Genomic DNA, 22512 nt, shown 5'->3' on the forward strand with positions numbered 1-22512 from the left:
AGCAAGTACCTATCCATCTGTAAGATAAATTGTTAAAAATTTAGCCAAGCTCCAAGCCTTGGCGGTATAACTAGGAAGAGGAACTCAACATGGCTATTACAGTAAATACCAACGTGACTTCAATGAAGGCACAAAAGAATTTAAATACTTCCAGTAGCGGTTTAGCGACCTCAATGGAACGTTTATCCAGTGGTCTACGCATTAACAGTGCGAAAGATGACGCCGCTGGTCTAGCCATTTCTAACCGCTTGAACAGCCAAGTGCGCGGTTTAGATGTGGGTATGCGTAACGCAAATGATGCGATTTCAATTGCTCAAATTGCCGAAGGTGCGATGCAAGAGCAAACCAATATGTTGCAGCGTATGCGTGATTTGACTGTTCAAGCAGAAAACGGTGCGAATAGCACTGATGACTTAACTGCATTGCAAAAAGAGATGGATCAATTAGCAGAGGAAATTACTGCTATAGGTGATAGTACGGCGTTTGGTAACACCAAATTAATGACTGGTGGCTTTTCTGCGGGTAAAACCTTCCAAGTAGGGCACCAAGAAGCTGAGGATGTCACTATTTCGGTAGGGACAACCAATGCTGCAAGTTTATCTGTCAATTCGCTATCCGTAGCGACTTCTGCTGGTCGTTCAACTGCACTCGCGAATATTGATGCTGCCATTAAAACAATTGACAATCAACGAGCCAATTTAGGTGCGAAGCAAAACCGTTTGGCCTATAACATTAGTAACAGTGCTAATACTCAAGCCAACGTTGCTGATGCTAAGAGTCGTATCGTGGATGTCGATTTTGCGAAGGAAACTTCAGTTATGACTAAGAACCAAGTGTTACAACAAACGGGTTCTGCAATGCTTGCACAGGCTAACCAGTTACCTCAAGTTGCATTATCTCTTCTTGGTTAATGTTATTTGCGTGATGTTATATGAAGCACTTTTGCCTACTTGTTCTAGAATTATCTAGAAAAGTAGGCAAAGTTTTATAGGAGTTGATATTTATGTTTATGATAATTAGAGTTATTTTTTAAAATCAAGATATTTTAAAAAATAACTCTAAAGTTAAAAAAGATGCTGCCGTTAAATATACTGTAACCACTAAGACCCGCCTGGCTTAAGTAGACAGGCAAGTTCACAAGCCAGGTATAAAGAGGAAACGATCATGGCCATTACAGTAAACACAAACGTCACTTCATTAAAAGCTCAAAAGAATTTAAATACTTCCGCAGGCGGTTTGGCCACATCTATGGAACGTTTATCCAGTGGTCTGCGTATTAACAGTGCCAAAGATGACGCTGCTGGTTTAGCGATATCTAACCGACTAAACAGCCAAGTGCGTGGCCTTGATGTTGGCATGCGCAATGCTAACGATGCCATTTCAATCGCCCAGATTTCTGAAGGTGCGATGCAAGAACAGACTAACATGCTTCAACGTATGCGTGATTTGACAGTACAAGCAGAGAATGGTTCTAACAGTACTGATGATTTGACAGCATTGCAAAGCGAAATTGATGAACTGGCATTAGAAATTACAGCAATCGGTGATACAACTGCATTTGGTAGCACAAAATTACTGAATGGTGATTTCTCCGCAGGTAAGACCTTCCAAGTCGGACACCAAGAAGGCGAAGACATTACGATTTCAGTAAAAGCAACGAATGCTGGTGCGTTATCTGTTAATAGTTTGTCGGTTGCAAGTTCAGCTGGCCGTTCAACTGCACTCGCTGCGATTGATGCTGCCATTAAAACGATTGATAGTCAGCGTGCTAACTTAGGTGCTAAACAAAACCGTCTAGCATACAACATCAGTAACAGTGCTAATACTCAAGCAAACGTTGCTGATGCGAAGAGCCGAATTGTTGATGTGGATTTTGCGAAAGAAACATCACAAATGACCAAGAACCAAGTGTTGCAACAAACGGGTTCTGCAATGTTGGCCCAAGCCAACCAGTTACCTCAAGTGGCCTTGTCACTGCTGTAGTTTAAAGCAGAATAGTGAGAAAGTGATAAGGGAGGTTCGGTGACGGATCTCCCTTTGCCACTTTAAAGGTTAATGTAGTTTTATAGGGTAATTTTAATGTAACCATTTAAAGTTATTACTAAATTTGCTGAGGTATGGCTATGGATATCAATATAGCAAGTTCACCTTCTATGCTTCACAGTAAGGTTGATTTAGCTCAAACGCCGCTAAAAGCATCTGCTCCAGATGCTGAATTAAAGCGAAATACGGCTATTGAACAAGCTGTGGAACAAGATGTAACGAAAAATGAACAGAATCCAAGTAAGCTGGCTCAAGTTGCCACAGAGTTGTCTGATATGATGTCTATGATGCGTAAAGGTTTAGCATTTAAGGTTGATGAGAACTCTGGACAAGCTGTTGTGACTGTACTTGACCGAGATACTGGTGATGTGATTAGACAAATGCCGAGTGAAGAAGCATTAGCCTTGGCAGAAAAACTATCAGAAGTCACAGGGCTTTTGATGAAAACAGAAGCATAAATATTTGTAAGTACGTTTGATTGAGAGGTCTATATGGCATTAACAGCAACAGGCATGGGATCTGGCCTTAAAATTAGTGAAATTGTGCAAGTTTTAGTTGATGCCGAAAAAACACCGAAAGAAGCGATGTTTAATAAAACGGAAGACAGCATCAAAGCAAAAGTTTCTGCTATGGGAACCTTAAAAAGTGCGTTGTCTACGTTTCAAGATGCCTTAAAAAAACTTCAAACTGGCGATGCCCTCAATCTGCGTAAGGTTTCTGTTAGTAATCAAACTTATTTGTCAGCAACAACAGACAAAACCGCACAAGCGGGTAGCTATGGTATTAAAGTTGAGCAACTTGCGGTAAATCATAAAATTGCTGGAAAAAACGTTGCAGATCCTGGATTACCTGTAGGTGAAGGGAGCCTTGATTTTGGTATCAATGGTAAGAATTTCTCCATTGATGTTTCGGCTACCGATTCACTTGCTGCGATTGCTAAAAAAGTTAATGAATCCCCAGATAACGCGGGCGTAACTGCAACCGTTATTACCAGTGATGCAGGCAGTCGATTGGTTTTTAGTTCAGATAAGTCAGGTGAAGACAATCAAATTAGTATTACAGCTAATGACACGACTGGAACTGGACTCAATGATATGTTCGGTGCTGGTAATATCTCCACGCTTCAAGATGCTAAAAATGCAGTTGTTTATATCGATAATCAGAAAGTTACCTCGCAAACTAATGAAGTTAAAAATGCTATTGCAGGGGTGACGTTAAACTTAACTGATGCTGATGTTTCTAAGACGACTACGTTAAAAATTGAACAAGATGATGATGCAGTAAAGACAAATGTGAAAGCTTTTGTCGATGCCTACAATAGTTTAGCGACTGCAGTTGATAAAATGTCGTCTTATGATAAAGAGAAAAAAACAGCAGCTGCATTACAGGGCGACTCTATGATCCGTTCTATAGAATCGCAACTCCGAAGTATATCGAGTGAACGAGTGCCAACTGATAGCGGCAGTTCGATAGCATTATATGATATTGGTATAAAAACAGATAGATATGGTAAGTTGTCTGTCGATGATACTAAACTTAATAAAGTCATCTCTGAAGATATGGCCAGTGTTGAGGCATTATTCTCGACACCAGATAAAGGGCTTGCTAATCGCTTTAATGATCTTGCAGATAGTTATGTCAAGTCTCGAGGATTAATTGCGTCACGTCAAACCGGATATACTAATCAACAAAGCCAGCTTACAGATAGAAGAGAAGCTTTCACGCTTAAAATGGATCAACTAACAGCCCGTTTAACGAAGCAATTTAATGCGATGGATCTTGTCGTTGGAAAACTAAATCAGCAGAGCAGTGGTCTTGTTGATCGTTTGAATTCGCTTCCTGGAGCTGTTAAAAAACGATAGTGAAATTATAAATGAGTAAGGGGAGTATAAGTGAAACAACTCGATGAGCTTAATGTCCTTTTGAGTGAAAATTTAAATAAACTGACTCAGCTTCCTGCTGAAGAGCCTCAATCTGACGAGTTGGTGTCGAACTTGCAAGTACTGGTTGGAGAGCGTCAAATTTTACTCAATGTATTAGTGGCTGATGCTAATATGACAGATGTTGATTATCTTCAACATCAGCTTGAACTTACTCAAGAGTACACAAGTAAAGCAAGTGTTGTTATGGCAGATAGGCAAGCATTATTACATGCAGGTAATAAGAATAAGCGCCAGATTAGTGTTTATGAGACTATAGATTTAAACAGGTAGGTGTTTATGAGAGGATCACTGCAATCGTATCGTAAGGTGTCTTTAGAGAGTGAAATTACTGTTGCGTCACCACATCGTATTATTCAGCTTATGTTTGCGGGGGCACTGCAACGTTTAGCACAAAGTCGTCTTGCGATTGAACAAAATGACTTGTCTAATAAAGGTATGTACATTGGCAAAGCTATTGGGATTATTACTGGTTTAAACAATAGCCTAGATATGGATGCTGGTGGCCAGATAGCCAGAAATTTGAGTGATTTATATGACTTTATGTTGCGTAGAATTTCTGAAGCTAACGTAAATAATGATGTGAAAGCGATTGATGATGTATGTGATATTTTACGTACTATCAAAGAAGGTTGGGATGCAATTCCTGCAGATAAACATAATATTTCTGCGCATTCTGAAGCGGGTTAATATCTTATTTCGTTATTAAAAATAGACGCACTGGTTGCGTCTTTTTTTTGGCTTAAAGTCAAAGTATTGACGTTTTAGACTAGAATCATGATGTAAATGAACTAAAATCAATTCAGTTTGGCATAAACCTCATCTGAGGCTTGCTTCTCGTCTGCTGATAATACAATATTCATCACAAGTAGTGATGGTGGCACAGATTGTTACATTGAATTTGTTAAGCTTTTACAGCAACTAATCATAAATAATTAATGCGAATTAATACATATTAGAGCTTTACGGCCTACTGAATGATGCAAACAGATCAACGAATTTTACTTATCGGCCCTCCATCAGAGCGATTAAATCGCCTGTGTTGCATTTTGGATTTTTTAGGTGAGCAATTTGTACAAATTGACACCGAAAAATTAAGTGCTAGCCTCCAAGATACCCGTTTTCGAGCTTTAGTTATCCTAACTGATGTTATGGATGCTGATGGGCTTAAAAACATCGCAGGTCAACATCCATGGCAACCTATGCTGTTGCTTGGCAATGTTGACGATCTGCAAGTGTCTAATATTCTTGGACATATAGAAGAACCTTTAACGTATCCTCAGCTCACTGAATTATTACACTTTTGCCAAGTATTCGGTCAAGTTAAACGGCCTCAAGTCCCTACTAGTGCGAATCAAACAAAGTTATTCCGAAGCTTAGTGGGACGCAGTGATGGTATTGCGAATGTGAGGCACTTGATAAATCAAGTAGCAACATCTGAGGCAACCGTGCTTGTTCTGGGTCAATCAGGTACAGGTAAAGAAGTGGTCGCCCGTAATATCCATTATTTGTCTGAGCGCCGTGACGGTCCATTTATCCCTGTTAACTGTGGTGCTATACCGCCTGAGTTATTAGAGAGTGAGCTATTTGGTCATGAAAAGGGGTCATTTACGGGGGCAATCTGTTCTCGTAAAGGCCGTTTTGAATTAGCTGAAGGTGGTACACTATTTCTCGATGAAATAGGAGACATGCCACTACAAATGCAAGTTAAATTACTCCGTGTGCTGCAAGAGCGGGTATTTGAGCGCGTTGGTGGTACTAAGACTATTAATGCTGATGTACGCGTAGTTGCTGCGACACATAGAGATTTAGAAACCATGATCAGCGTTAATGAGTTCCGTGAGGATCTTTATTACCGCCTAAACGTATTCCCGATTGAAATGCCCGCGTTGTGTGATCGCAAGGACGATGTGCCTTTGCTATTACAAGAGTTAGTTAGCCGAGTCTATAACGAAGGCCGTGGTAAGGTGCGTTTTACGCAGCGTGCGATAGAGTCGCTGAAAGAACATGCTTGGTCGGGCAACGTGCGCGAGCTGTCTAATTTAGTCGAACGCCTCACCATTTTATATCCGGGTGGATTGGTCGATGTTAACGATTTACCTGTCAAATATCGCCATATCGATGTGCCCGAATATTGTGTAGAGATGAGTGAAGAGCAACAGGAACGTGATGCTTTAGCTTCTATCTTTAGCGATGAAGAGCCGGTTGAAATCCCTGAAACGCGTTTCCCTAGTGAGCTGCCGCCTGAAGGTGTGAACCTTAAGGATTTGTTAGCAGAACTAGAAATAGACATGATACGTCAGGCGCTAGAGCTACAAGATAATGTCGTAGCTCGCGCTGCTGAAATGCTTGGAATACGCCGTACAACGCTTGTAGAAAAAATGCGTAAGTACGGAATGACAAAAGATTAGTTTTCTATTTTATTGTTATATAAGTTGTTTTAACCTCTAAAGTTCAATTTCCAATTTGGCATAGATACTGCAGTCACCCCGTCATAAGCAATTTTTTGACGGAGTGACTATGTCAGCCAACCCACTAGCGCAAATTGAGTCATTCAAGCACACTAGCAAACAATGGAACCAACTGCGTGAGGCCGCGAATATGTCCAATCGAATGGAGCATATTTTACAGGCTATGCCATCTGGCGTGGTGATTATCAATGGCGACGGTATAGTCACGGATGCCAATCCGGTAGCAGTTGAATTACTTGAGCGCTCCTTATGTGGCGTTCGCTGGATTGATGTGATCCACAGTGCCTTTGCGCCGCAGGACGATGATGGCCACGAAGTGTCGCTGCGTAATGGCCGTCGCGTTAAATTAGCGATTACGCCATTGACGCCAGAGCCTGGTCAATTAATTGTGTTAACTGATCTGACTGAAACTCGGTTATTACAGAAAAATATCTCCCATTTACAACGTTTATCTGCACTGGGCAAGATGGTAGCAACTTTGGCTCATCAGGTGCGCACGCCTTTATCTGCCGCTTTGTTATACGCTTCAAATCTTGCTAGTCCGAAGTTATCCGATGCCGCTAAAGCGAAATTCCAGCAAAAACTTGTTGATAGACTCAATGAACTCGAGCGGCAGGTTAACGACATGCTATTGATGGCGAAAGGCCGTCAGGATGAACTTGGAGATCTAATCTCGTTGGCTGAGGTTATCGACAATGTTTTGGCAAATTGTGAGCCAATAGCGGCAAAGCAAGGCTGTGACTTGTTATTTGATGATGCGTCAAGCAGCTCGATGTTAGCTAATTCCAATGCATTAAGCTCGGCGATTAATAATTTAGTCATGAACAGCATAGAAGCCGGAGCAACTGAAATTCGTATCCAAGCGAAGGAAGAGGGCGAACGGTTATTATTGGACGTCATCGATAATGGTAAAGGCTTAGACGCCACTATGCAGCAGAAGGTATTTGAACCTTTCTTTACGACTAAGTCGCAGGGAACTGGGCTTGGGTTAGCCGTTGTGCAATCTGTGGTGCGCAATCATGGAGGACAACTGCAACTCAGTTGTTTACCGAATAAAGGCTGTACTGTGTCTTTAGTATTCCCACGGGCTAAATCCGCAGTGATATTACCTTTGGAGATTACCCATGTTTGAAGCAAAGTTATTGCTCGTTGAGGATGATGCTTCATTACGTGAAGCCTTGTTGGATACTTTAATGCTGGCTCAGTATGAGTGTGTTGATGTTGCCTCCGGTGAAGACGCTATTTTAGCCTTGAAACAACATCAGTTTGATTTAGTTATTAGCGATGTGCAGATGCAAGGTATTGGTGGTTTAGGTTTATTGAACTACCTGCAGCAGCATCATCCTAAGTTGCCAGTGCTGTTGATGACGGCCTACGCGACTATTGGTAGCGCGGTGAACGCTATAAAATTAGGCGCTGTTGATTATTTAGCCAAACCTTTTGCACCAGAAGTGTTACTCAATCAAGTCTCACGCTATTTGCCATTAAAACAAAATGTGGATCAGCCCGTCGTCGCTGATGAAAAAAGTTTAGCCTTATTAGCACTGGCTCAACGGGTTGCCGCTTCTGATGCCTCCGTCATGATCTTAGGTCCTAGCGGTTCGGGTAAAGAGGTTTTGGCCCGTTATATTCATCAACACAGTAGCCGTGCTAATCAAGCCTTTGTGGCCATTAACTGTGCCGCTATTCCTGAGAACATGCTCGAAGCCACCCTTTTTGGTTATGAAAAGGGTGCATTTACGGGGGCTTATCAAGCGTGTCCGGGGAAATTTGAGCAGGCTCAAGGTGGCACTTTGCTGCTCGATGAAATCTCTGAGATGGATTTAGGCTTACAAGCTAAGTTGTTGCGGGTTTTGCAAGAGCGTGAAGTTGAGCGTTTAGGTGGCCGTAAAACCATTAAATTGGATGTGCGCGTGCTTGCCACATCTAATCGTGATTTAAAGACAGTGGTCGCAGCTGGCGGATTTAGGGAAGATCTCTACTATCGAATTAACGTATTTCCTTTAGCTTGGCCTGCGTTAAGTCAACGTCCTGCAGATATTTTACCTCTTGCGCGTCATTTACTGGCTAAACATGCTAAGGCATTGAATGTTGCCGATGTGCCTGAGTTGGATGAGAATGCGCGTCGACGTTTATTGAGTCATCGCTGGCCAGGGAACGTACGTGAACTCGACAATGTGATCCAGCGTGCTTTGATATTAAGAGCCGGTCAATTGATCACTGCCAATGACATTATTATCGATGCGCAGGATGTGATTTTAAGCGGTGAAGATCTAGACCCATTTTCTTCTGAGCCAGACGGTTTAGGTGAAGAGCTCAAAGCTCAAGAACATGTGATTATTTTAGAGACCCTTAATCAATGCCAAGGAAGTCGTAAGTTAGTCGCCGAAAAGCTAGGAATTAGCGCACGAACCCTAAGATACAAGATGGCAAGGATGCGTGATATGGGGATCCAACTGCCAAATTAGTCTATAAATTCAAGTTATCATCTCGCAGCCTCCACAGTGAGTGTGAGGCTGTATTTATTAAAATACACAACCGTAAAAGTGGCTCATTTCATCCAAAATCCTTAGATGTTGACATCTTCTTATCCCGTCAATTTATTATCAATCACGACCATTTGAAAACTTGGCCGTTATTTTGCATTGTCCCGTTATCGGTATTTTGATCGTCAAGAATTCGACGACTGGGAGCTCAGCATGCAAATAGGCGCAAATTCATTCCTGCAGGAAATGCAGAAACTCCAAGGCGAAATAACGCCGTCGTTTGGCGTTCAGCCAAATATCATGCAGCAAGTGAATAACACCAGTGGTGCAGACTTCGGTCAGTTGCTATCGCAAGCCGTCGGCAATGTCAGCGGCTTACAGTCTGCATCGTCAAACCTCGCGACACGTTTAGAGATGGGTGATACTACCGTTTCTTTATCGGACACTGTGATTGCCCGTGAGAAAGCGAGTGTCGCTTTCGAGGCGACAGTGCAAGTGCGTAATAAGCTTGTCGAAGCATACAAAGAAATAATGAGCATGCCTGTCTAGGCCAGTGAATAACCCAATTAGCAGGTACGAATCGTGAGTACAGAAATGATTGTCGGATCCAATTCCGGTTTAGCTGACCAAGGTGTCCAGCAAGAACATAAGTCAGGAATGATGGGAAATCTTGGCGGTGTCGATATGATGCGCCAAGTAACTATGATTTTAGCCTTAGCGATTTGTTTAGCCTTGGCGGTCTTTGTCATGCTGTGGGCGCAGGAGCCAGAGTATCGTCCATTGGGTAAAATGGAAACTCAGGAAATGGTTCAAGTGCTAGATGTACTTGATAAAAATAAAGTTAAGTACCAAATCGACGTGGACGTTATTAAAGTTCCTGAAGATAAATATCAAGAAGTCAAAATGATGTTGAGCCGTGCTGGTATCGACAGTCCTGCAGCCAACCAAGATTTTTTGAATAAAGACAGTGGCTTTGGTGTCAGCCAACGCATGGAACAGGCTCGTCTTAAGCATAGTCAAGAAGAAAACCTCGCCCGTGCGATTGAGCAACTACAAAGTGTCAGCCGTGCCAAAGTCATTCTTGCGTTACCTAAAGAAAACGTCTTCGCCCGCAATGCCTCTAAACCGAGTGCAACTGTGGTGATCAATACCCGTCGCGGTGGCTTAGGCCAAGGTGAAGTCGATGCTATCGTCGATATTGTTGCTTCTGCAGTACAAGGTTTAGAACCATCAAGGGTGACGGTAACTGACTCTAACGGCCGTTTATTGAACTCTGGCAGTCAAGATGGCGCGTCTGCGACGGCTCGCCGTGAACTTGAATTAGTACAGCAAAAAGAAGCTGAATATCGCACTAAGATTGAATCGATTCTGGTGCCAATTTTAGGTCCTGATAATTTTACCTCTCAAGTCGACGTCAGTATGGATTTTACTGCTGTTGAGCAAACATCAAAGCGTTTTAACCCTGATTTACCGGCACTGCGCAGTGAAATGACAGTTGAAAATAACACCACTGGCGGCTCTTCTGGTGGGATCCCTGGCGCGTTATCCAATCAACCGCCAATGGAGTCTAATATTCCAGAAGATGCAACAAAAGCGGCAGAGTCAGCAACGGCTGCAGCAGGTAATTCGCACCGCGAAGCGACCCGTAACTTTGAATTAGATACCACCATTAGCCATACCCGCCAGCAAGTTGGTGCAGTGCGCCGCATTAGTGTGTCAGTCGCGGTGGACTTTAAACCTGGTGCCGCTGGAGAAAATGGTCAAGTAGCCCGTGTTGCCCGTACCGAACAAGAACTGACCAATATCCGTCGTTTGCTTGAAGGCGCGGTTGGTTTTAGCTCACAACGGGGTGATGTGCTGGAAGTGGTAACTGTTCCCTTTATGGATCAATTGGTTGAAGATTTACCCGCACCTGAACTTTGGGAGCAACCTTGGTTTTGGCGTGCGATTAAGCTTGGGATTGGTGCGCTAGTGATTTTGGTGCTGATTCTAGCTGTGGTACGTCCTATGCTGAAACGCTTGATCTATCCTGACAGTGTGAATATGCCTGAGGATGGCAGATTAGGTAATGAATTAGCCGAAATTGAGGACCAATATGCGGCTGATACGCTAGGGATGCTCAATACTCAAGAGGCGGAATACAGTTATGCTGACGATGGCTCAATTCATATCCCTAATCTTCACAAAGATGATGATATGATTAAAGCTATCCGTGCGCTCGTGGCGAATGAGCCTGAGCTCTCTACTCAAGTCGTGAAAAACTGGTTACAAGACAATGGCTGAGAATAAAACGAAAGAAGTGGCTCCTGCGGCCGCACCTGCCTTTAATATCAAAGATATTAGTGGCGTTGAAAAGACCGCTATTTTACTCCTCAGTTTGAGTGAGGCTGATGCTGCATCCATTTTAAAACACTTAGAGCCGAAGCAAGTGCAAAAAGTGGGTATGGCCATGGCGGCAATGGATGAGTTTGGTCAGGAAAAAGTTATCGGGGTACATAAGCTGTTTCTTGATGATATTCAAAAGTATTCTTCAATTGGTTTCAACAGCGAAGAGTTCGTCCGTAAAGCCTTAACCGCCGCGCTGGGTGAAGATAAAGCGGGTAATCTGATTGAACAGATTATCATGGGCAGTGGCGCTAAAGGTTTGGACTCGTTGAAGTGGATGGATGCGCGCCAAGTGGCGACCATTATTCAAAACGAACATCCACAGATCCAAACCATTGTTTTGTCTTATCTAGAACCCGATCAAGCGGCGGAAATTTTTGGTCAATTCCCTGAGAATACCCGCTTAGACTTGATGATGCGTATTGCAAATCTTGAAGAAGTGCAGCCTGCAGCACTGCAAGAGTTGAACGACATCATGGAGAAACAGTTTGCTGGTCAAGGTGGCGCCCAGGCCGCAAAAATGGGTGGCTTAAAAGCGGCCGCCAACATAATGAACTACTTAGATACGGGTATCGAAAGTCAGTTGATGGAAACCATGCGCGAGTCTGATGAAGAAATGGCGCAGCAAATCCAAGATTTGATGTTTGTATTTGAAAACTTAATCGATGTCGATGACCGCGGTATTCAAGCCCTGTTGCGTGAAGTGCAGCAAGATGTACTGATGAAGGCGCTCAAAGGCACAGATGAGCAGCTGAAAGAAAAAATCTTGGGTAACATGTCAAAACGTGCCGCTGAATTGTTGCGTGATGACCTTGAAGCCATGGGCCCAATCCGTATCAGTGAAGTGGAAGTCGCCCAAAAAGAAATCCTGTCTATTGCTCGTCGCTTAAGTGACAGCGGCGAAATCATGTTAGGCGGCGGTGGTGGCGATGAGTTCCTCTAATCCGAGCGACAATAAATTGTTGAATAAGGTCTTGAGCGAAGGAGATGTCGAATTTAGTCACTGGGCGCTGCCAGATGTGACTGAAGCCGATGATGACTCTATCTCAAATCTGTTCGGCCATTCAAATCATCAAGCCGCTAAGTCGACTACAGTGGAAAGTGTTTCTCCACCGACTATGGCTGAGATTGAAGACATTCGCGCCCAAGCCGAAGAAGAAGGCTTTAGCGAAGGTAAGCAGCAAGGGTATGAGCAAGGGCTAGAAAAAGGGCGTTTAGAAGGGTTAGAGCAGGGCCATACTGAAGGGTTCTCCCAAGGGCATGAGCAAGGATTAGAAACCGGTTTAGCCCAAGCAAAAATATTGCTCTCGCGTTTTGAAACCTTATTAGCCCAATTTGAAAAACCATTGCAATTGCTCGATGGCGATATTGAACTCTCGCTACTAAACCTGAGTATGACATTAGCGAAATCTGTCATTGGCCACGAATTAAAAACTCATCCAGAACAAGTGCTTTCGGCATTGCGCTTAGGTATAGAATCGCTGCCGATAAAAGAACAAACGGTCACAATCCGCTTGCATCCTGACGATGTTATTTTAGTCGAACAACTTTATTCCAGCGCTCAATTGACCCGCAGTAAGTGGGAACTTGAAGTTGACCCTTCCTTAAGTCCAGGTGACTGTATTCTCAGTAGTCATCGTTCTTTAGTGGATTTGACCCTCGCATCGCGTATCGATGCTGTATTTGAGTCCTTACGGAACCAACATGCTCACTTAAGTGACAAGCAGCGTCAACTGCAAGAGGCGATAGAGGTTGAAGATACCGCAAAACACATTGCTGCTTCTGAGGCTGTGGGATCAGAGCTTGATGATCAGGTTGTCGATACGGTTTCTCAACATGCTGAGGATATACAATTTGCCTCAAACACAGGTGAGCAATTAGAGGCAGAATCAGATGCAAAATCGCCAACATCAACTGCTGAATAGGCTTAATCATCATCAGGGTAAGGTGCCGCCATTTCGCGCTGTGGCCAGTGGTCAACTGGTGCGTGTTGTCGGCTTAACCTTAGAAGCAAGCGGTTGCCGTGCGCCTGTGGGCAGTTTATGTTCGATCGAAACCATGGCGGGCGAGTTAATCGCCGAAGTTGTAGGCTTTGATGGCGAACTCCTTTATTTAATGCCTATCGAAGAATTACGTGGGGTATTACCCGGTGCGCGGGTTGTGCCTTTAGGGGAACAAACTGGACTCAATGTTGGTTTATCCCTGCTAGGACGCGTACTCGATGGTAACGGTGTGCCTTTAGATGGTTTAGGCGCTTTGCAGACCGACCAACAAGCGCCAAGACATAGCGCTGCCATTAATCCCTTATCCCGCCGTGCTATTACTGAACCGCTGGACGTTGGCGTTCGCGCTATCAACGCTATGCTGACCGTGGGCAAAGGCCAACGTATGGGCTTGTTTGCGGGCTCAGGTGTCGGTAAGAGTGTGCTCTTAGGTATGATGACTCGCGGTACTACCGCCGACATTATTGTGGTTGGGCTAGTGGGTGAGCGTGGCCGGGAAGTGAAAGAGTTTATTGAGGAAATTCTTGGTGAGAAGGGTCGAGCGCGTTCAGTCGTTGTTGCTGCGCCTGCGGATACATCGCCTCTGATGCGCCTTCGCGCCTGTGAAACCTCGACTCGTATTGCCGAATATTTCCGCGATTTAGGCTATAACGTTTTATTGCTTATGGACAGTTTAACGCGCTATGCCCAAGCACAGCGGGAAATTGCTTTGGCTGTGGGTGAACCGCCTGCGACTAAAGGTTATCCGCCTTCTGTGTTTGCAAAATTGCCACGTTTAGTTGAGCGCGCCGGAAACGGTGGCCCAGGGCAAGGTTCAATTACGGCATTTTATACTGTGTTGACGGAAGGGGACGATCAACAGGATCCCATTGCCGATGCTTCGCGGGCGATCCTCGATGGCCACATTGTCTTGTCACGTTCGCTTGCGGATTCGGGGCACTATCCTGCGATTGATATTGAAGCTTCTATTAGCCGAGTCGCGCCTATGGTGATCTCCAATGAACATTTGGAGGCGATGCGCCGCGTGAAACAAACCTATTCTTTGTATCAGCAAAATCGAGATTTGATTTCTATTGGGGCCTATGCCCAAGGAAGCGATCCTCGCATTGATAATGCGATACGACTGCAGCCAGCAATGAATGCTTTTTTACGACAAACCATGCGTGATGCATTTAGCTTTGCCGATAGCCAAGTCATGCTTGGGCAACTTGCTGCACAGTGCAAATAATGGCGTCATCGAATTAATCGAGGTCTAGTATGGCTAACGCCGATCCCTTGTTGTTAGTGTTAAAGCTTGCCAATGATGCCGAAGAACAAGCGGCGTTATTGTTAAAATCTGCGCAATTAGAGTGTCAAAAACGGTTGAATCAACTCAGTGCTCTGAATAACTATCGCTTAGAATACATGAAGCAAATGCAATCCCAGCAAGGTCAAGCCATCAGTGCTAGTCACTATCACCAGTTTCACCGTTTTATTCGTCAGATCGATGACGCAATTATCCAGCAAAATCGCGTCGTAGCCGACGGTGAAAAGCAAAAAGAATATCGACAACAACATTGGTTGGAAAAGCAAAAAAAACGTAAGGCAGTAGAATTACTCTTAGCCAGTAAAGAGAAGAAGCGTCAAGTGGCTGAACAAAAAAGGGAGCAAAAAATGACCGATGAATTTGCTTCCCAGCAATTTTATCGCCGTCATCAACGTTAGTGAAATGATAGGCATCTTTACTGCTCGCTAGCCGGATAGGCTCTTTAGTTTTTTTGTATTGATGGCATAAGCATCAATTCGGCACCTCTCAGTGTTAATTCTTTTCGATATGCTGTCGTAAAATCTGATGTTTTGGCATCTTATTTGCTTTGATTTAGTCCATGACCCTGCAACCGCAGTGTTTAATTGACGTTTCTACCTAGCCATTTCTTTTTTTGCTGGGTGATGTTTGGGAGCACTTATGCAACAAATGACCAATATCCTGTTAAGTAAAACAGGTAACTCTGCGGCCAATTCCGCTAAGACATCTTCCCAAGAGTCTAATAATGAAGACTTTTCATCTACACTTGCGTCAGTCACCGCTAGCTCATTTTCTATTTCTGCGTCTAAAAAAACCATTGCTAACACTGATGATACTGTGCAGGTTACCTCTGCTGATAAAGTAAAAGATGACGATATATCAACTGATGACGCCGACGTAAATCTCATTTTTGCCCAAATTAGCATGGCAAATGATATGAAGAAAACGGCATCAGATGGAGATAGTTTGCCGCTAGCATTTTTAAATGCTGAAGAAGATATAACTGGTGAAGAAAATATTGATACTTCATCAGCTTTATTAACCGGCTCAGCATTGGCATCTACTGTTTCTGCTGAGATTGAACTGGCATCAGATATAGATGCCGATGAAGCGGGTTTTTCTGCTGAATTACAAAAGTTAGTTTCTACTAGCCCAGATATGGCAGCAATTTCAATCGCAGATGATGTGAAACCATCTTCTTTGACTGATAAGTCACTCGTACATATTCTTCCCATAGACCCAAATATACTTGAAGCGTCAGCGGATAGTGATGCTGTGATTGATCCAAATTTGACCGATGACGCTTCAGAATTACCTTTAGAAGACACTGAGCTTGTCTCTGCCACTGAAGTCGTGGTGAGTATAGATGAGTCTTTAGTTGAGAATGAGGTCACATTTAATGCTGTGATTAATCAAGCGGGCTTAGCGAACAGTGCAACGATAAAGTCGGCAACCAACACTGCGGCAAAAGCAACGACTAGCAGCTCGACAGTGAATAGTCCCAATACGGGTAATATCGCGACCTCGGGAAATACTTTCGACCTGAATACCTTAGGCTCTTCAATTTCATCTGAACCATTAGAGACAACATCTGTAACAGAAAGTGATCTTGATGGGAGTCCCAATTCCGATTTGGCTGCTAACCTATTACTGAAAGATGCTAAATTGACGGTTGCAATGGATATTCCCAGAGACGAAAGTTTTATGGATGATAGTAATACTTTCTCAGAACTTAAGTCGACATCATCCATACAGACACTCTCGATGTCACAATTAAATCGCCAAGAAACCATGCAAGTTCAGCTGTCATTGCGTCAAGGCGTAGAGCAGCAAAACCAAATGCAGGAGATGATCCAACGATTTTCACCTGTGATGAAGCAGCAATTGATTACTATGGTGAGTCAAGGCATCCAACATGCGGAAATCCGGCTCGATCCCCCTGAGCTTGGGCATATGTTGGTAAAGATCCAAGTACATGGGGACCAAACCCAAGTACAGTTCCATGTTACTCAGCCGCAAACGCGCGATCTGGTTGAACAAGCTATGCCAAGATTACGTGAGTTATTGCAAGAGCAAGGGATGCAGTTGGCTGACAGCCATGTTTCTCAAGGCGATCAAGGTGAGCGTCGTGAAGGTAGTTTCGGTGATGGCGGCAGTTCAAATGCGGCTGATATGGATGAAATCTCGGCAGAAGAGTTACATTTAGGTTTAAATCAAGCGATTAGTGTAACTTCAGGTATAGATTATTACGCTTAAGCAGGTAACCTATAGCAATGACTGACATAATTACGTTTCAAATAAAACTGTAATGAGTTTCCGCCTAAATTAAAGAGAATAGTGATGGCTAAGGAAGAATCGTTAGAACTTGAAAGTACTGAAGAGCCTAAGAGTAAGAAGAAACTATTTATTTTTGCTGGTGTAGGCGTTTTAGTCGCGCTGTTAATCGGTGGCGGCGTCTGGTTCTTTATGGGAAGCAGTACCGAAGAGGTTCCCGCCGTAGCAGCAGATAGTGCTGTTCAGGCTGAAGTCCCAGCATCAGGAGCAGTGGCTACCGCATCATACGTGCCTATGCCGCGTCCTTTCTTATTCAACTTACCTGGGCCTGATAGGGCTCGTTTAGTTGAGATTAAAGTGCAGCTTATGGTGCGTGGTACCGATGATGATGTGCTAACACAAAAACATATTCCGCTGATTGAAGATGCGCTTTTAACGACCTTTAGTGGTGCAGATGTGCAAAAGCTCAGCACGCAAGCGGGGAAAGATGAGTTACGGCAGTTAGCACTTTTGAGTGTGCAAAATACTCTACAGTCAGTAACTGGGCGTAAGGTTGTCGAGAAAGTACTATTTACCGGTTTTGTAATGCAATAATCCTTTAACTTCAGCACCAAAAGAGGCGAAGGCAATATAGTGAGTGATTTATTAAGCCAAGACGAAATTGATGCGCTATTGCACGGGGTTGATGACGTCGATGATGACGAAATTGACGCTGTTGGAGAAGATGCCCGTTCCTACGATTTCTCTTCCCAAGATCGAATAGTTCGTGGGCGTATGCCGACGCTGGAAATCGTGAATGAGCGTTTTGCGCGCCATTTGCGCATTAGTATGTTTAATATGATGCGCCGAGCGGCCGAAGTGTCGATCAACGGTGTACAGATGCTCAAGTTTGGTGAGTACGTACATACGCTTTTTGTTCCAACTAGCTTGAATATGGTGCGTTTTAGCCCGCTCAAAGGCACTGCATTGATCACCATGGAAGCGCGACTGGTATTTATCCTAGTGGATAACTTCTTTGGTGGCGATGGGCGTTTCCATGCCAAGATTGAAGGGCGAGAATTTACGCCGACAGAAAGACGAATCGTACAGTTACTGCTTAAGATTATATTTGAAGATTATAAAGATGCTTGGGCGCCCGTAATGGATGTTGAGTTTGATTATTTGGACTCTGAAGTCAATCCCGCCATGGCGAACATTGTTAGTCCTACCGAAGTTGTGGTGATTAATTCATTCCATATTGAAGTCGATGGAGGCGGTGGTGATTTTCATATCACTATGCCTTACTCCATGATTGAACCTATCCGAGAGTTACTCGATGCGGGTGTGCAAAGTGACAAGCAAGATACTGATATGCGTTGGTCACAGGCATTGCACGATGAAATCATGGATGTGAAGGTCGGGTTCGATGCCAATATTGTTGAACATGAATTAACGCTCAAAGAGGTCATGAATTTTAAAGCGGGCGATATTATTCCGATTGAGTTACCCGAGTTTATCATGATGAAAATCGAGGATTTACCGACATATCGTTGTAAAATGGGCCGTTCTAGAGATAACCTAGCGCTTAAAATATGTGAGAAAATCCCTCGGCCAGAGACAGTTAAATCTGAGCTGCAATTGGTGACGCGTAAGGGTAAATCTCGTGATATATCAGAATTATAAGGTGAAGTAAGATGAGCACAGACGATACGGATGATTGGGCTGCAGCAATGGCAGAACAAGCGTTAGAAGAAGCCAACGCAATTGAACTCGATGAGCTGGTTGATGATTCAAGACCTATTTCTAAGGCTGAAGCGGCTAAGTTAGATACAATTTTAGATATTCCTGTCACCATTTCGATGGAAGTGGGCCGTAGCTATATTAGTATTCGAAACTTATTACAACTTAACCAAGGTTCTGTGGTTGAGTTAGATAGAGTTGCAGGTGAACCGTTAGATGTGATGGTCAATGGCACGCTTATCGCTCACGGTGAAGTGGTGGTGGTAAACGATAAATTCGGTATTCGCTTAACGGATGTGATCAGTCAAACTGAGCGAATTAAAAAGCTTAAATAATACGAGATGTAAAAGTCGTTGGAACTTTAAATGAGCACATCGGTAATACAGAGTTTAGTGGTAGCGGTTCAAGCGAGCGCCGATAGCCTCGGTGGGGAAGGCGCAGCGAATATTGCTTCAATAGCGCCTGCTGCTACAAAAATGGCAGAACCTTCTCAAGTTGCAACCTTAGCAAGTATGTTAGGCGGCTTGATTCTGGTTTTATTATTAATTTTCGCGTTAGCTTATTTACTGAGAAGGTTTAATTTAGTCCCCACGACCAATGGCGTGCTAAAGACTATTGCTGTGACTTCCCTCGGTCAAAAAGAGCGTTTAGTCTTGGTTCAGGTGGGAGAACAACAATATTTACTTGGGGTTAGCTCGCAGCAGGTGAGTTTGATTGATAAGTTAGCTGAACCTATCCATCTAGAAGCTGATTCGTTTGCGAGTCGATTACGTCAGGCGAAATTAAAACAATGACAACACGTATCCTCGCGTTAGTTGGGTTAGTTATGCTGTTATTGATGACGTCAGCATGGGCCGCAGATGGTGTCTTACCTGCTGTAACAGTAACAACGGCGCCAGACGGCTCAACGGAATATTCGGTCACAATGCAGATTTTACTGCTGATGACATCGCTGAGTTTTTTACCTGCGATGCTCATCATGTTGACCTCTTTCACGCGGATTATCATTGTCCTGTCGATATTACGCCAAGCCATTGGATTACAACAGACTCCATCTAATCAAGTCTTAATTGGCATGAGTTTGTTCATGACTTTTTTTATCATGGCACCGGTATTCGATCGGATTTATGATGAAGGGGTGAAGCCTTATATCGATGAGCAATTAACCTTGCAGCAAGCGTTTGATAAAGGGAAAGAGCCGCTGAGAGGCTTTATGTTGAGCCAAGTAAGAACGACGGATTTAAAGACCTTTATTGAGATTTCTGGCTATAAGGATATTAAGTCTCCCGAAGAAGCACCTATGAGTGTGTTAGTGCCCGCTTTCATTACCAGTGAGTTAAAAACCGCATTTCAGATTGGCTTTATGCTATTTGTGCCTTTTTTAGTACTCGATTTAGTGGTGGCGAGTATCTTGATGGCTATGGGTATGATGATGTTATCTCCCATGATAGTGTCGCTGCCGTTTAAGATCATGTTGTTTGTGCTCGTAGATGGTTGGAGCTTAGTCCTCGGGACATTAGCGAATAGTTTCGGATAGCCAAGGGAGAGTAAACACATGAGTCCTGAGGCGCTAATTGATATTTTTCGTGAAGCTCTCGCTGTTATCGTTATGATGGTGTCTGCTATTGTGTTGCCTGGGCTGGGAATTGGGTTAATCGTTGCTGTGTTTCAAGCGGCGACTTCTATTAACGAGCAGACCTTAAGTTTCCTTCCGCGTTTGTTAGTGACACTTTTTGGCCTAATGTTTATGGGACATTGGTTAGTTGAAACCCTGATGGACTTTTTCATCGAGATGGTGAATCGCATTCCTCAAGTGATAGGCTAACGCGATGGAGCTGCTGCTCGATACCTTAATGCAAACCATTGCCGCTTATATTTGGCCATTGTTTCGCGTCGCGAGCATGTTGATGGTCATGGTAGTATTTGGGGCGGCAACGACACCAACACGAGTTCGCTTATTATTGGCGATGGCAATTACCTTTGCGATAGCACCCGTTCTTCCTCCAACTCAAAATGTGGATTTATTTTCGTTAAGCGCAGTATTCATCACGGCGCAGCAAATTATTATCGGTGTTGCCATGGGGTTTGTGACTCAAATGGTGATGCAAGTCTTTGTGCTCACTGGACAGATCATTGGTATGCAGACCAGTTTAGGCTTTGCCTCTATGGTTGACCCTGGTTCTGGCCAACAAACACCCGTTATTGGTAACTTTTTTCTTTTATTGGCGACATTGATTTTCTTAGCAGTGGACGGCCATCTTTTGATGATCCGTATGCTAGTGGCAAGCTTTGAAACTTTGCCGATTTCTAATCAAGGCTTAACACTGACAAGTTATCGATCGCTGGCTGATTGGGGGTCGTATATGTTTGGTGCGGCACTCACTATGTCGATATCTGCGATTATCGCCTTGTTATTAGTCAACTTGTCCTTCGGGGTTATGACCCGCGCCGCGCCACAATTGAATATTTTCTCTATTGGTTTTCCGATCACTATGATTGGTGGACTGTTTATTCTGTGGTTAACCCTAACACCGGTAATGGCACACTTCGATGAAGTATGGTCGACGGCTCAAGTGCTGCTTTGCGATATGTTAGCGCTCCAATGTAACGCTGATGGCTTGATATGATGGGATTAGGAGAAGCCCATGGCTGAAGAGTCAAGTGATGAACGTACAGAGGAACCCACGGGGAGGCGTCTAGAACAGGCGCGAACAAAAGGACAGATTGCACGTTCGAAAGAACTTGGAACTGCAGCGGTATTAATTTCGGCAGCATGTGGGTTTTATATGCTAGGCCCAAGTTTGGCCATTAGCCTAACTCGGGTGTTTGAAATTGTATTTACCATGGATAGGGCGCAAATTTTTGATACGAATGAAATGTTCAAAGTGTGGGGCGTTGTTGCGAGTGAAATAGCCTGGCCCATGGCTAAAATTATGCTACTGATTGTGGTTGTTGCGTTTATCGGTAACGTCTCTCTTGGAGGGATCAATTTTTCGACCCAAGCTATGATGCCAAAAGCCAGTAAAATGAGTCCCCTTGCTGGTTTTAAACGTATGTTTGGCGTACAGGCTCTGGTTGAACTCACCAAAGGTATTGCAAAATTTTCGGTAGTAGCGTTTTCTGCTTATTTTTTATTAAGCTTCTATTTCAATGACATTATGTTGCTGTCTAGCGACCATCTTCCAGGTAATGTTTACCATGCATTAGATTTGTTGGTTTGGATGTTTATCTTGTTATGTTCCTCGATTTTATTTATTGTCGTCATCGATGTGCCGTTCCAAATTTGGAATCACAACAAGCAACTTAAGATGACCAAACAAGAAGTAAAAGATGAATATAAAGACACTGAGGGTAAACCTGAGGTGAAAGGGCATATACGGCAGATGCAACGTGAACTAGCACAAAGGCGTATGATGGCTGAAGTGCCAAATGCCGATGTGATTGTCGTTAACCCTGAGCATTTTGCCGTTGCGATTAAATACGATGTGCAGCGCTCTGCGGCTCCCTTTGTGATAGCGAAAGGTGTTGATGATGTGGCCTTTAAAATACGTGAGATTGCCCGCGCGCACAATATTGCGATTGTCTCGGCCCCACCACTTGCAAGGGCGATTTACCATACGACTAAGTTAGACCAGCAGATCCCTGAAGGTTTGTTTACTGCTGTCGCACAGATTTTGGCTTATGTATTCCAGCTGCGCCAATATCAAAAAGGACGCGGTCGTAAACCTATTCCTGTCCCACTTAATCAACCTATACCAGATGAATTGAAATATTGAACCACTAGTCTCAGATGGTAGTCATTGGTAAAGCTGATGATGTCGAGTTCATTTGTTTTTATGGCTAATTTTATGTATATCAATCAGTCACAGTACATATCTTTCCTTCATTAATGGCTTTAATCTTGTT

General features: G+C 43.7%; 24 protein-coding genes. All 24 read left to right on the top strand.

Annotated features, from left to right (window positions below):
- Positions 1-89: 89 nt before the first annotated feature.
- The 24 genes from KO537_RS04825 (at position 90) to flhB (ending at position 22382) form a co-directional block, all read left to right on the top strand.
- Positions 90-911 (top strand): flagellin, encoded by an 822-nt coding sequence (locus KO537_RS04825; protein WP_028761199.1) that lies wholly within the window; start codon positions 90-92, stop codon positions 909-911.
- A gap of 253 nt (positions 912-1164) precedes the next feature.
- Positions 1165-1983 (top strand): flagellin, encoded by an 819-nt coding sequence (locus KO537_RS04830; RefSeq protein ID WP_028761198.1) that lies wholly within the window; start codon positions 1165-1167, stop codon positions 1981-1983.
- A gap of 140 nt (positions 1984-2123) precedes the next feature.
- Positions 2124-2501 carry a flagellar protein FlaG gene (locus tag KO537_RS04835; protein WP_028761197.1) on the top strand — a complete coding sequence of 126 codons (378 nt, stop codon included), beginning with the start codon at positions 2124-2126 and terminating at the stop codon, positions 2499-2501.
- 33 nt (positions 2502-2534) lie between these two features.
- Positions 2535-3905: a flagellar filament capping protein FliD gene (gene fliD / locus KO537_RS04840; RefSeq protein WP_173243786.1), complete on the top strand. Its 1371-nt coding sequence runs from the start codon at positions 2535-2537 to the stop codon at positions 3903-3905.
- Between the two features lie 30 nt (positions 3906-3935).
- Positions 3936-4256 (top strand): hypothetical protein, encoded by a 321-nt coding sequence (locus KO537_RS04845; protein ID WP_028761196.1) that lies wholly within the window; start codon positions 3936-3938, stop codon positions 4254-4256.
- 6 nt (positions 4257-4262) lie between these two features.
- Positions 4263-4673 (top strand): flagellar export chaperone FliS, encoded by a 411-nt coding sequence (fliS, locus tag KO537_RS04850; protein ID WP_028761195.1) that lies wholly within the window; start codon positions 4263-4265, stop codon positions 4671-4673.
- A 287-nt stretch (positions 4674-4960) separates the two neighbouring features.
- Complete coding sequence (locus KO537_RS04855; protein ID WP_105251936.1) at positions 4961-6394, top strand: sigma-54 dependent transcriptional regulator; 1434 nt, start codon at positions 4961-4963, stop codon at positions 6392-6394.
- 109 nt (positions 6395-6503) lie between these two features.
- Positions 6504-7586 carry a PAS domain-containing sensor histidine kinase gene (locus KO537_RS04860; RefSeq protein ID WP_105251937.1) on the top strand — a complete coding sequence of 361 codons (1083 nt, stop codon included), beginning with the start codon at positions 6504-6506 and terminating at the stop codon, positions 7584-7586.
- A complete protein-coding gene (locus KO537_RS04865; RefSeq protein ID WP_219233960.1) occupies positions 7579-8922 on the top strand; it encodes a sigma-54 dependent transcriptional regulator in 1344 nt (447 codons plus the stop codon). Before KO537_RS04860 ends, KO537_RS04865 begins: the two co-directional genes overlap by 8 nt.
- Before the next feature lie 231 nt (positions 8923-9153).
- The gene (gene fliE, locus KO537_RS04870) at positions 9154-9489 is read left to right on the top strand and encodes a flagellar hook-basal body complex protein FliE (RefSeq protein WP_028761191.1); all 336 of its coding nucleotides are present in this window, start codon (positions 9154-9156) and stop codon (positions 9487-9489) included.
- A gap of 45 nt (positions 9490-9534) precedes the next feature.
- Positions 9535-11223: a flagellar basal-body MS-ring/collar protein FliF gene (fliF, locus tag KO537_RS04875; RefSeq protein ID WP_028761190.1), complete on the top strand. Its 1689-nt coding sequence runs from the start codon at positions 9535-9537 to the stop codon at positions 11221-11223.
- On the top strand, positions 11216-12268 hold the full coding sequence (gene fliG / locus KO537_RS04880; RefSeq protein ID WP_219233961.1) for a flagellar motor switch protein FliG: 1053 nt from the start codon (positions 11216-11218) through the stop codon (positions 12266-12268). Before fliF ends, fliG begins: the two co-directional genes overlap by 8 nt.
- The gene (gene fliH, locus KO537_RS04885) at positions 12255-13250 is read left to right on the top strand and encodes a flagellar assembly protein FliH (RefSeq protein WP_219233962.1); all 996 of its coding nucleotides are present in this window, start codon (positions 12255-12257) and stop codon (positions 13248-13250) included. The genes fliG and fliH overlap by 14 nt, the downstream gene beginning before the upstream one ends.
- A complete protein-coding gene (gene fliI, locus KO537_RS04890) occupies positions 13219-14556 on the top strand; it encodes a flagellar protein export ATPase FliI (protein WP_028761187.1) in 1338 nt (445 codons plus the stop codon). Before fliH ends, fliI begins: the two co-directional genes overlap by 32 nt.
- A 29-nt stretch (positions 14557-14585) precedes the next feature.
- Entirely contained in the window at positions 14586-15032 is a 447-nt protein-coding gene (gene fliJ, locus KO537_RS04895) for a flagellar export protein FliJ (protein WP_168824461.1), read from the top strand.
- A 241-nt stretch (positions 15033-15273) separates the two neighbouring features.
- Positions 15274-16869: a flagellar hook-length control protein FliK gene (locus tag KO537_RS04900; RefSeq protein WP_219233963.1), complete on the top strand. Its 1596-nt coding sequence runs from the start codon at positions 15274-15276 to the stop codon at positions 16867-16869.
- An 84-nt stretch (positions 16870-16953) separates the two neighbouring features.
- A complete protein-coding gene (fliL, locus tag KO537_RS04905; RefSeq protein WP_219233964.1) occupies positions 16954-17481 on the top strand; it encodes a flagellar basal body-associated protein FliL in 528 nt (175 codons plus the stop codon).
- 39 nt (positions 17482-17520) lie between these two features.
- Entirely contained in the window at positions 17521-18549 is a 1029-nt protein-coding gene (fliM, locus tag KO537_RS04910) for a flagellar motor switch protein FliM (protein ID WP_105251943.1), read from the top strand.
- A gap of 11 nt (positions 18550-18560) precedes the next feature.
- On the top strand, positions 18561-18941 hold the full coding sequence (gene fliN / locus KO537_RS04915; RefSeq protein WP_028761182.1) for a flagellar motor switch protein FliN: 381 nt from the start codon (positions 18561-18563) through the stop codon (positions 18939-18941).
- A gap of 30 nt (positions 18942-18971) precedes the next feature.
- Entirely contained in the window at positions 18972-19400 is a 429-nt protein-coding gene (fliO, locus tag KO537_RS04920; protein WP_105251944.1) for a flagellar biosynthetic protein FliO, read from the top strand.
- Positions 19397-20143, top strand: coding sequence for a flagellar type III secretion system pore protein FliP (gene fliP, locus KO537_RS04925; RefSeq protein ID WP_219233965.1), 747 nt, complete (start codon positions 19397-19399; stop codon positions 20141-20143). The genes fliO and fliP overlap by 4 nt, the downstream gene beginning before the upstream one ends.
- 18 nt (positions 20144-20161) lie before the next feature.
- A complete protein-coding gene (gene fliQ, locus KO537_RS04930; RefSeq protein ID WP_012587225.1) occupies positions 20162-20431 on the top strand; it encodes a flagellar biosynthesis protein FliQ in 270 nt (89 codons plus the stop codon).
- Positions 20432-20435: 4 nt separating this feature from the next.
- A complete protein-coding gene (gene fliR, locus KO537_RS04935) occupies positions 20436-21233 on the top strand; it encodes a flagellar biosynthetic protein FliR (RefSeq protein ID WP_028761179.1) in 798 nt (265 codons plus the stop codon).
- Positions 21234-21251: 18 nt separating this feature from the next.
- A complete protein-coding gene (gene flhB, locus KO537_RS04940; protein ID WP_028761178.1) occupies positions 21252-22382 on the top strand; it encodes a flagellar biosynthesis protein FlhB in 1131 nt (376 codons plus the stop codon).
- Positions 22383-22512: the final 130 nt, after the last annotated feature.

Source organism: Shewanella sp. NKUCC01_JLK (assembly GCF_019345615.1).
In the GTDB taxonomy this organism is placed as follows: Bacteria; Pseudomonadota; Gammaproteobacteria; order Enterobacterales; family Shewanellaceae; genus Shewanella; species Shewanella oncorhynchi.

Coding starts and splice junctions, on each gene's coding strand:
- KO537_RS04825 (WP_028761199.1), top strand. CDS start 90: ATGGCTATTACAGTAAATACCAACGTGACTTCAATGAAGGCACAAAAG.
- KO537_RS04830 (WP_028761198.1), top strand. CDS start 1,165: ATGGCCATTACAGTAAACACAAACGTCACTTCATTAAAAGCTCAAAAG.
- KO537_RS04835 (WP_028761197.1), top strand. CDS start 2,124: ATGGATATCAATATAGCAAGTTCACCTTCTATGCTTCACAGTAAGGTT.
- fliD (WP_173243786.1), top strand. CDS start 2,535: ATGGCATTAACAGCAACAGGCATGGGATCTGGCCTTAAAATTAGTGAA.
- fliS (WP_028761195.1), top strand. CDS start 4,263: ATGAGAGGATCACTGCAATCGTATCGTAAGGTGTCTTTAGAGAGTGAA.
- KO537_RS04855 (WP_105251936.1), top strand. CDS start 4,961: ATGATGCAAACAGATCAACGAATTTTACTTATCGGCCCTCCATCAGAG.
- KO537_RS04860 (WP_105251937.1), top strand. CDS start 6,504: ATGTCAGCCAACCCACTAGCGCAAATTGAGTCATTCAAGCACACTAGC.
- KO537_RS04865 (WP_219233960.1), top strand. CDS start 7,579: ATGTTTGAAGCAAAGTTATTGCTCGTTGAGGATGATGCTTCATTACGT.
- fliE (WP_028761191.1), top strand. CDS start 9,154: ATGCAAATAGGCGCAAATTCATTCCTGCAGGAAATGCAGAAACTCCAA.
- fliF (WP_028761190.1), top strand. CDS start 9,535: ATGATTGTCGGATCCAATTCCGGTTTAGCTGACCAAGGTGTCCAGCAA.
- fliG (WP_219233961.1), top strand. CDS start 11,216: ATGGCTGAGAATAAAACGAAAGAAGTGGCTCCTGCGGCCGCACCTGCC.
- fliH (WP_219233962.1), top strand. CDS start 12,255: ATGAGTTCCTCTAATCCGAGCGACAATAAATTGTTGAATAAGGTCTTG.
- fliI (WP_028761187.1), top strand. CDS start 13,219: ATGCAAAATCGCCAACATCAACTGCTGAATAGGCTTAATCATCATCAG.
- fliJ (WP_168824461.1), top strand. CDS start 14,586: ATGGCTAACGCCGATCCCTTGTTGTTAGTGTTAAAGCTTGCCAATGAT.
- KO537_RS04900 (WP_219233963.1), top strand. CDS start 15,274: ATGCAACAAATGACCAATATCCTGTTAAGTAAAACAGGTAACTCTGCG.
- fliL (WP_219233964.1), top strand. CDS start 16,954: ATGGCTAAGGAAGAATCGTTAGAACTTGAAAGTACTGAAGAGCCTAAG.
- fliN (WP_028761182.1), top strand. CDS start 18,561: ATGAGCACAGACGATACGGATGATTGGGCTGCAGCAATGGCAGAACAA.
- fliO (WP_105251944.1), top strand. CDS start 18,972: ATGAGCACATCGGTAATACAGAGTTTAGTGGTAGCGGTTCAAGCGAGC.
- fliP (WP_219233965.1), top strand. CDS start 19,397: ATGACAACACGTATCCTCGCGTTAGTTGGGTTAGTTATGCTGTTATTG.
- fliQ (WP_012587225.1), top strand. CDS start 20,162: ATGAGTCCTGAGGCGCTAATTGATATTTTTCGTGAAGCTCTCGCTGTT.
- fliR (WP_028761179.1), top strand. CDS start 20,436: ATGGAGCTGCTGCTCGATACCTTAATGCAAACCATTGCCGCTTATATT.
- flhB (WP_028761178.1), top strand. CDS start 21,252: ATGGCTGAAGAGTCAAGTGATGAACGTACAGAGGAACCCACGGGGAGG.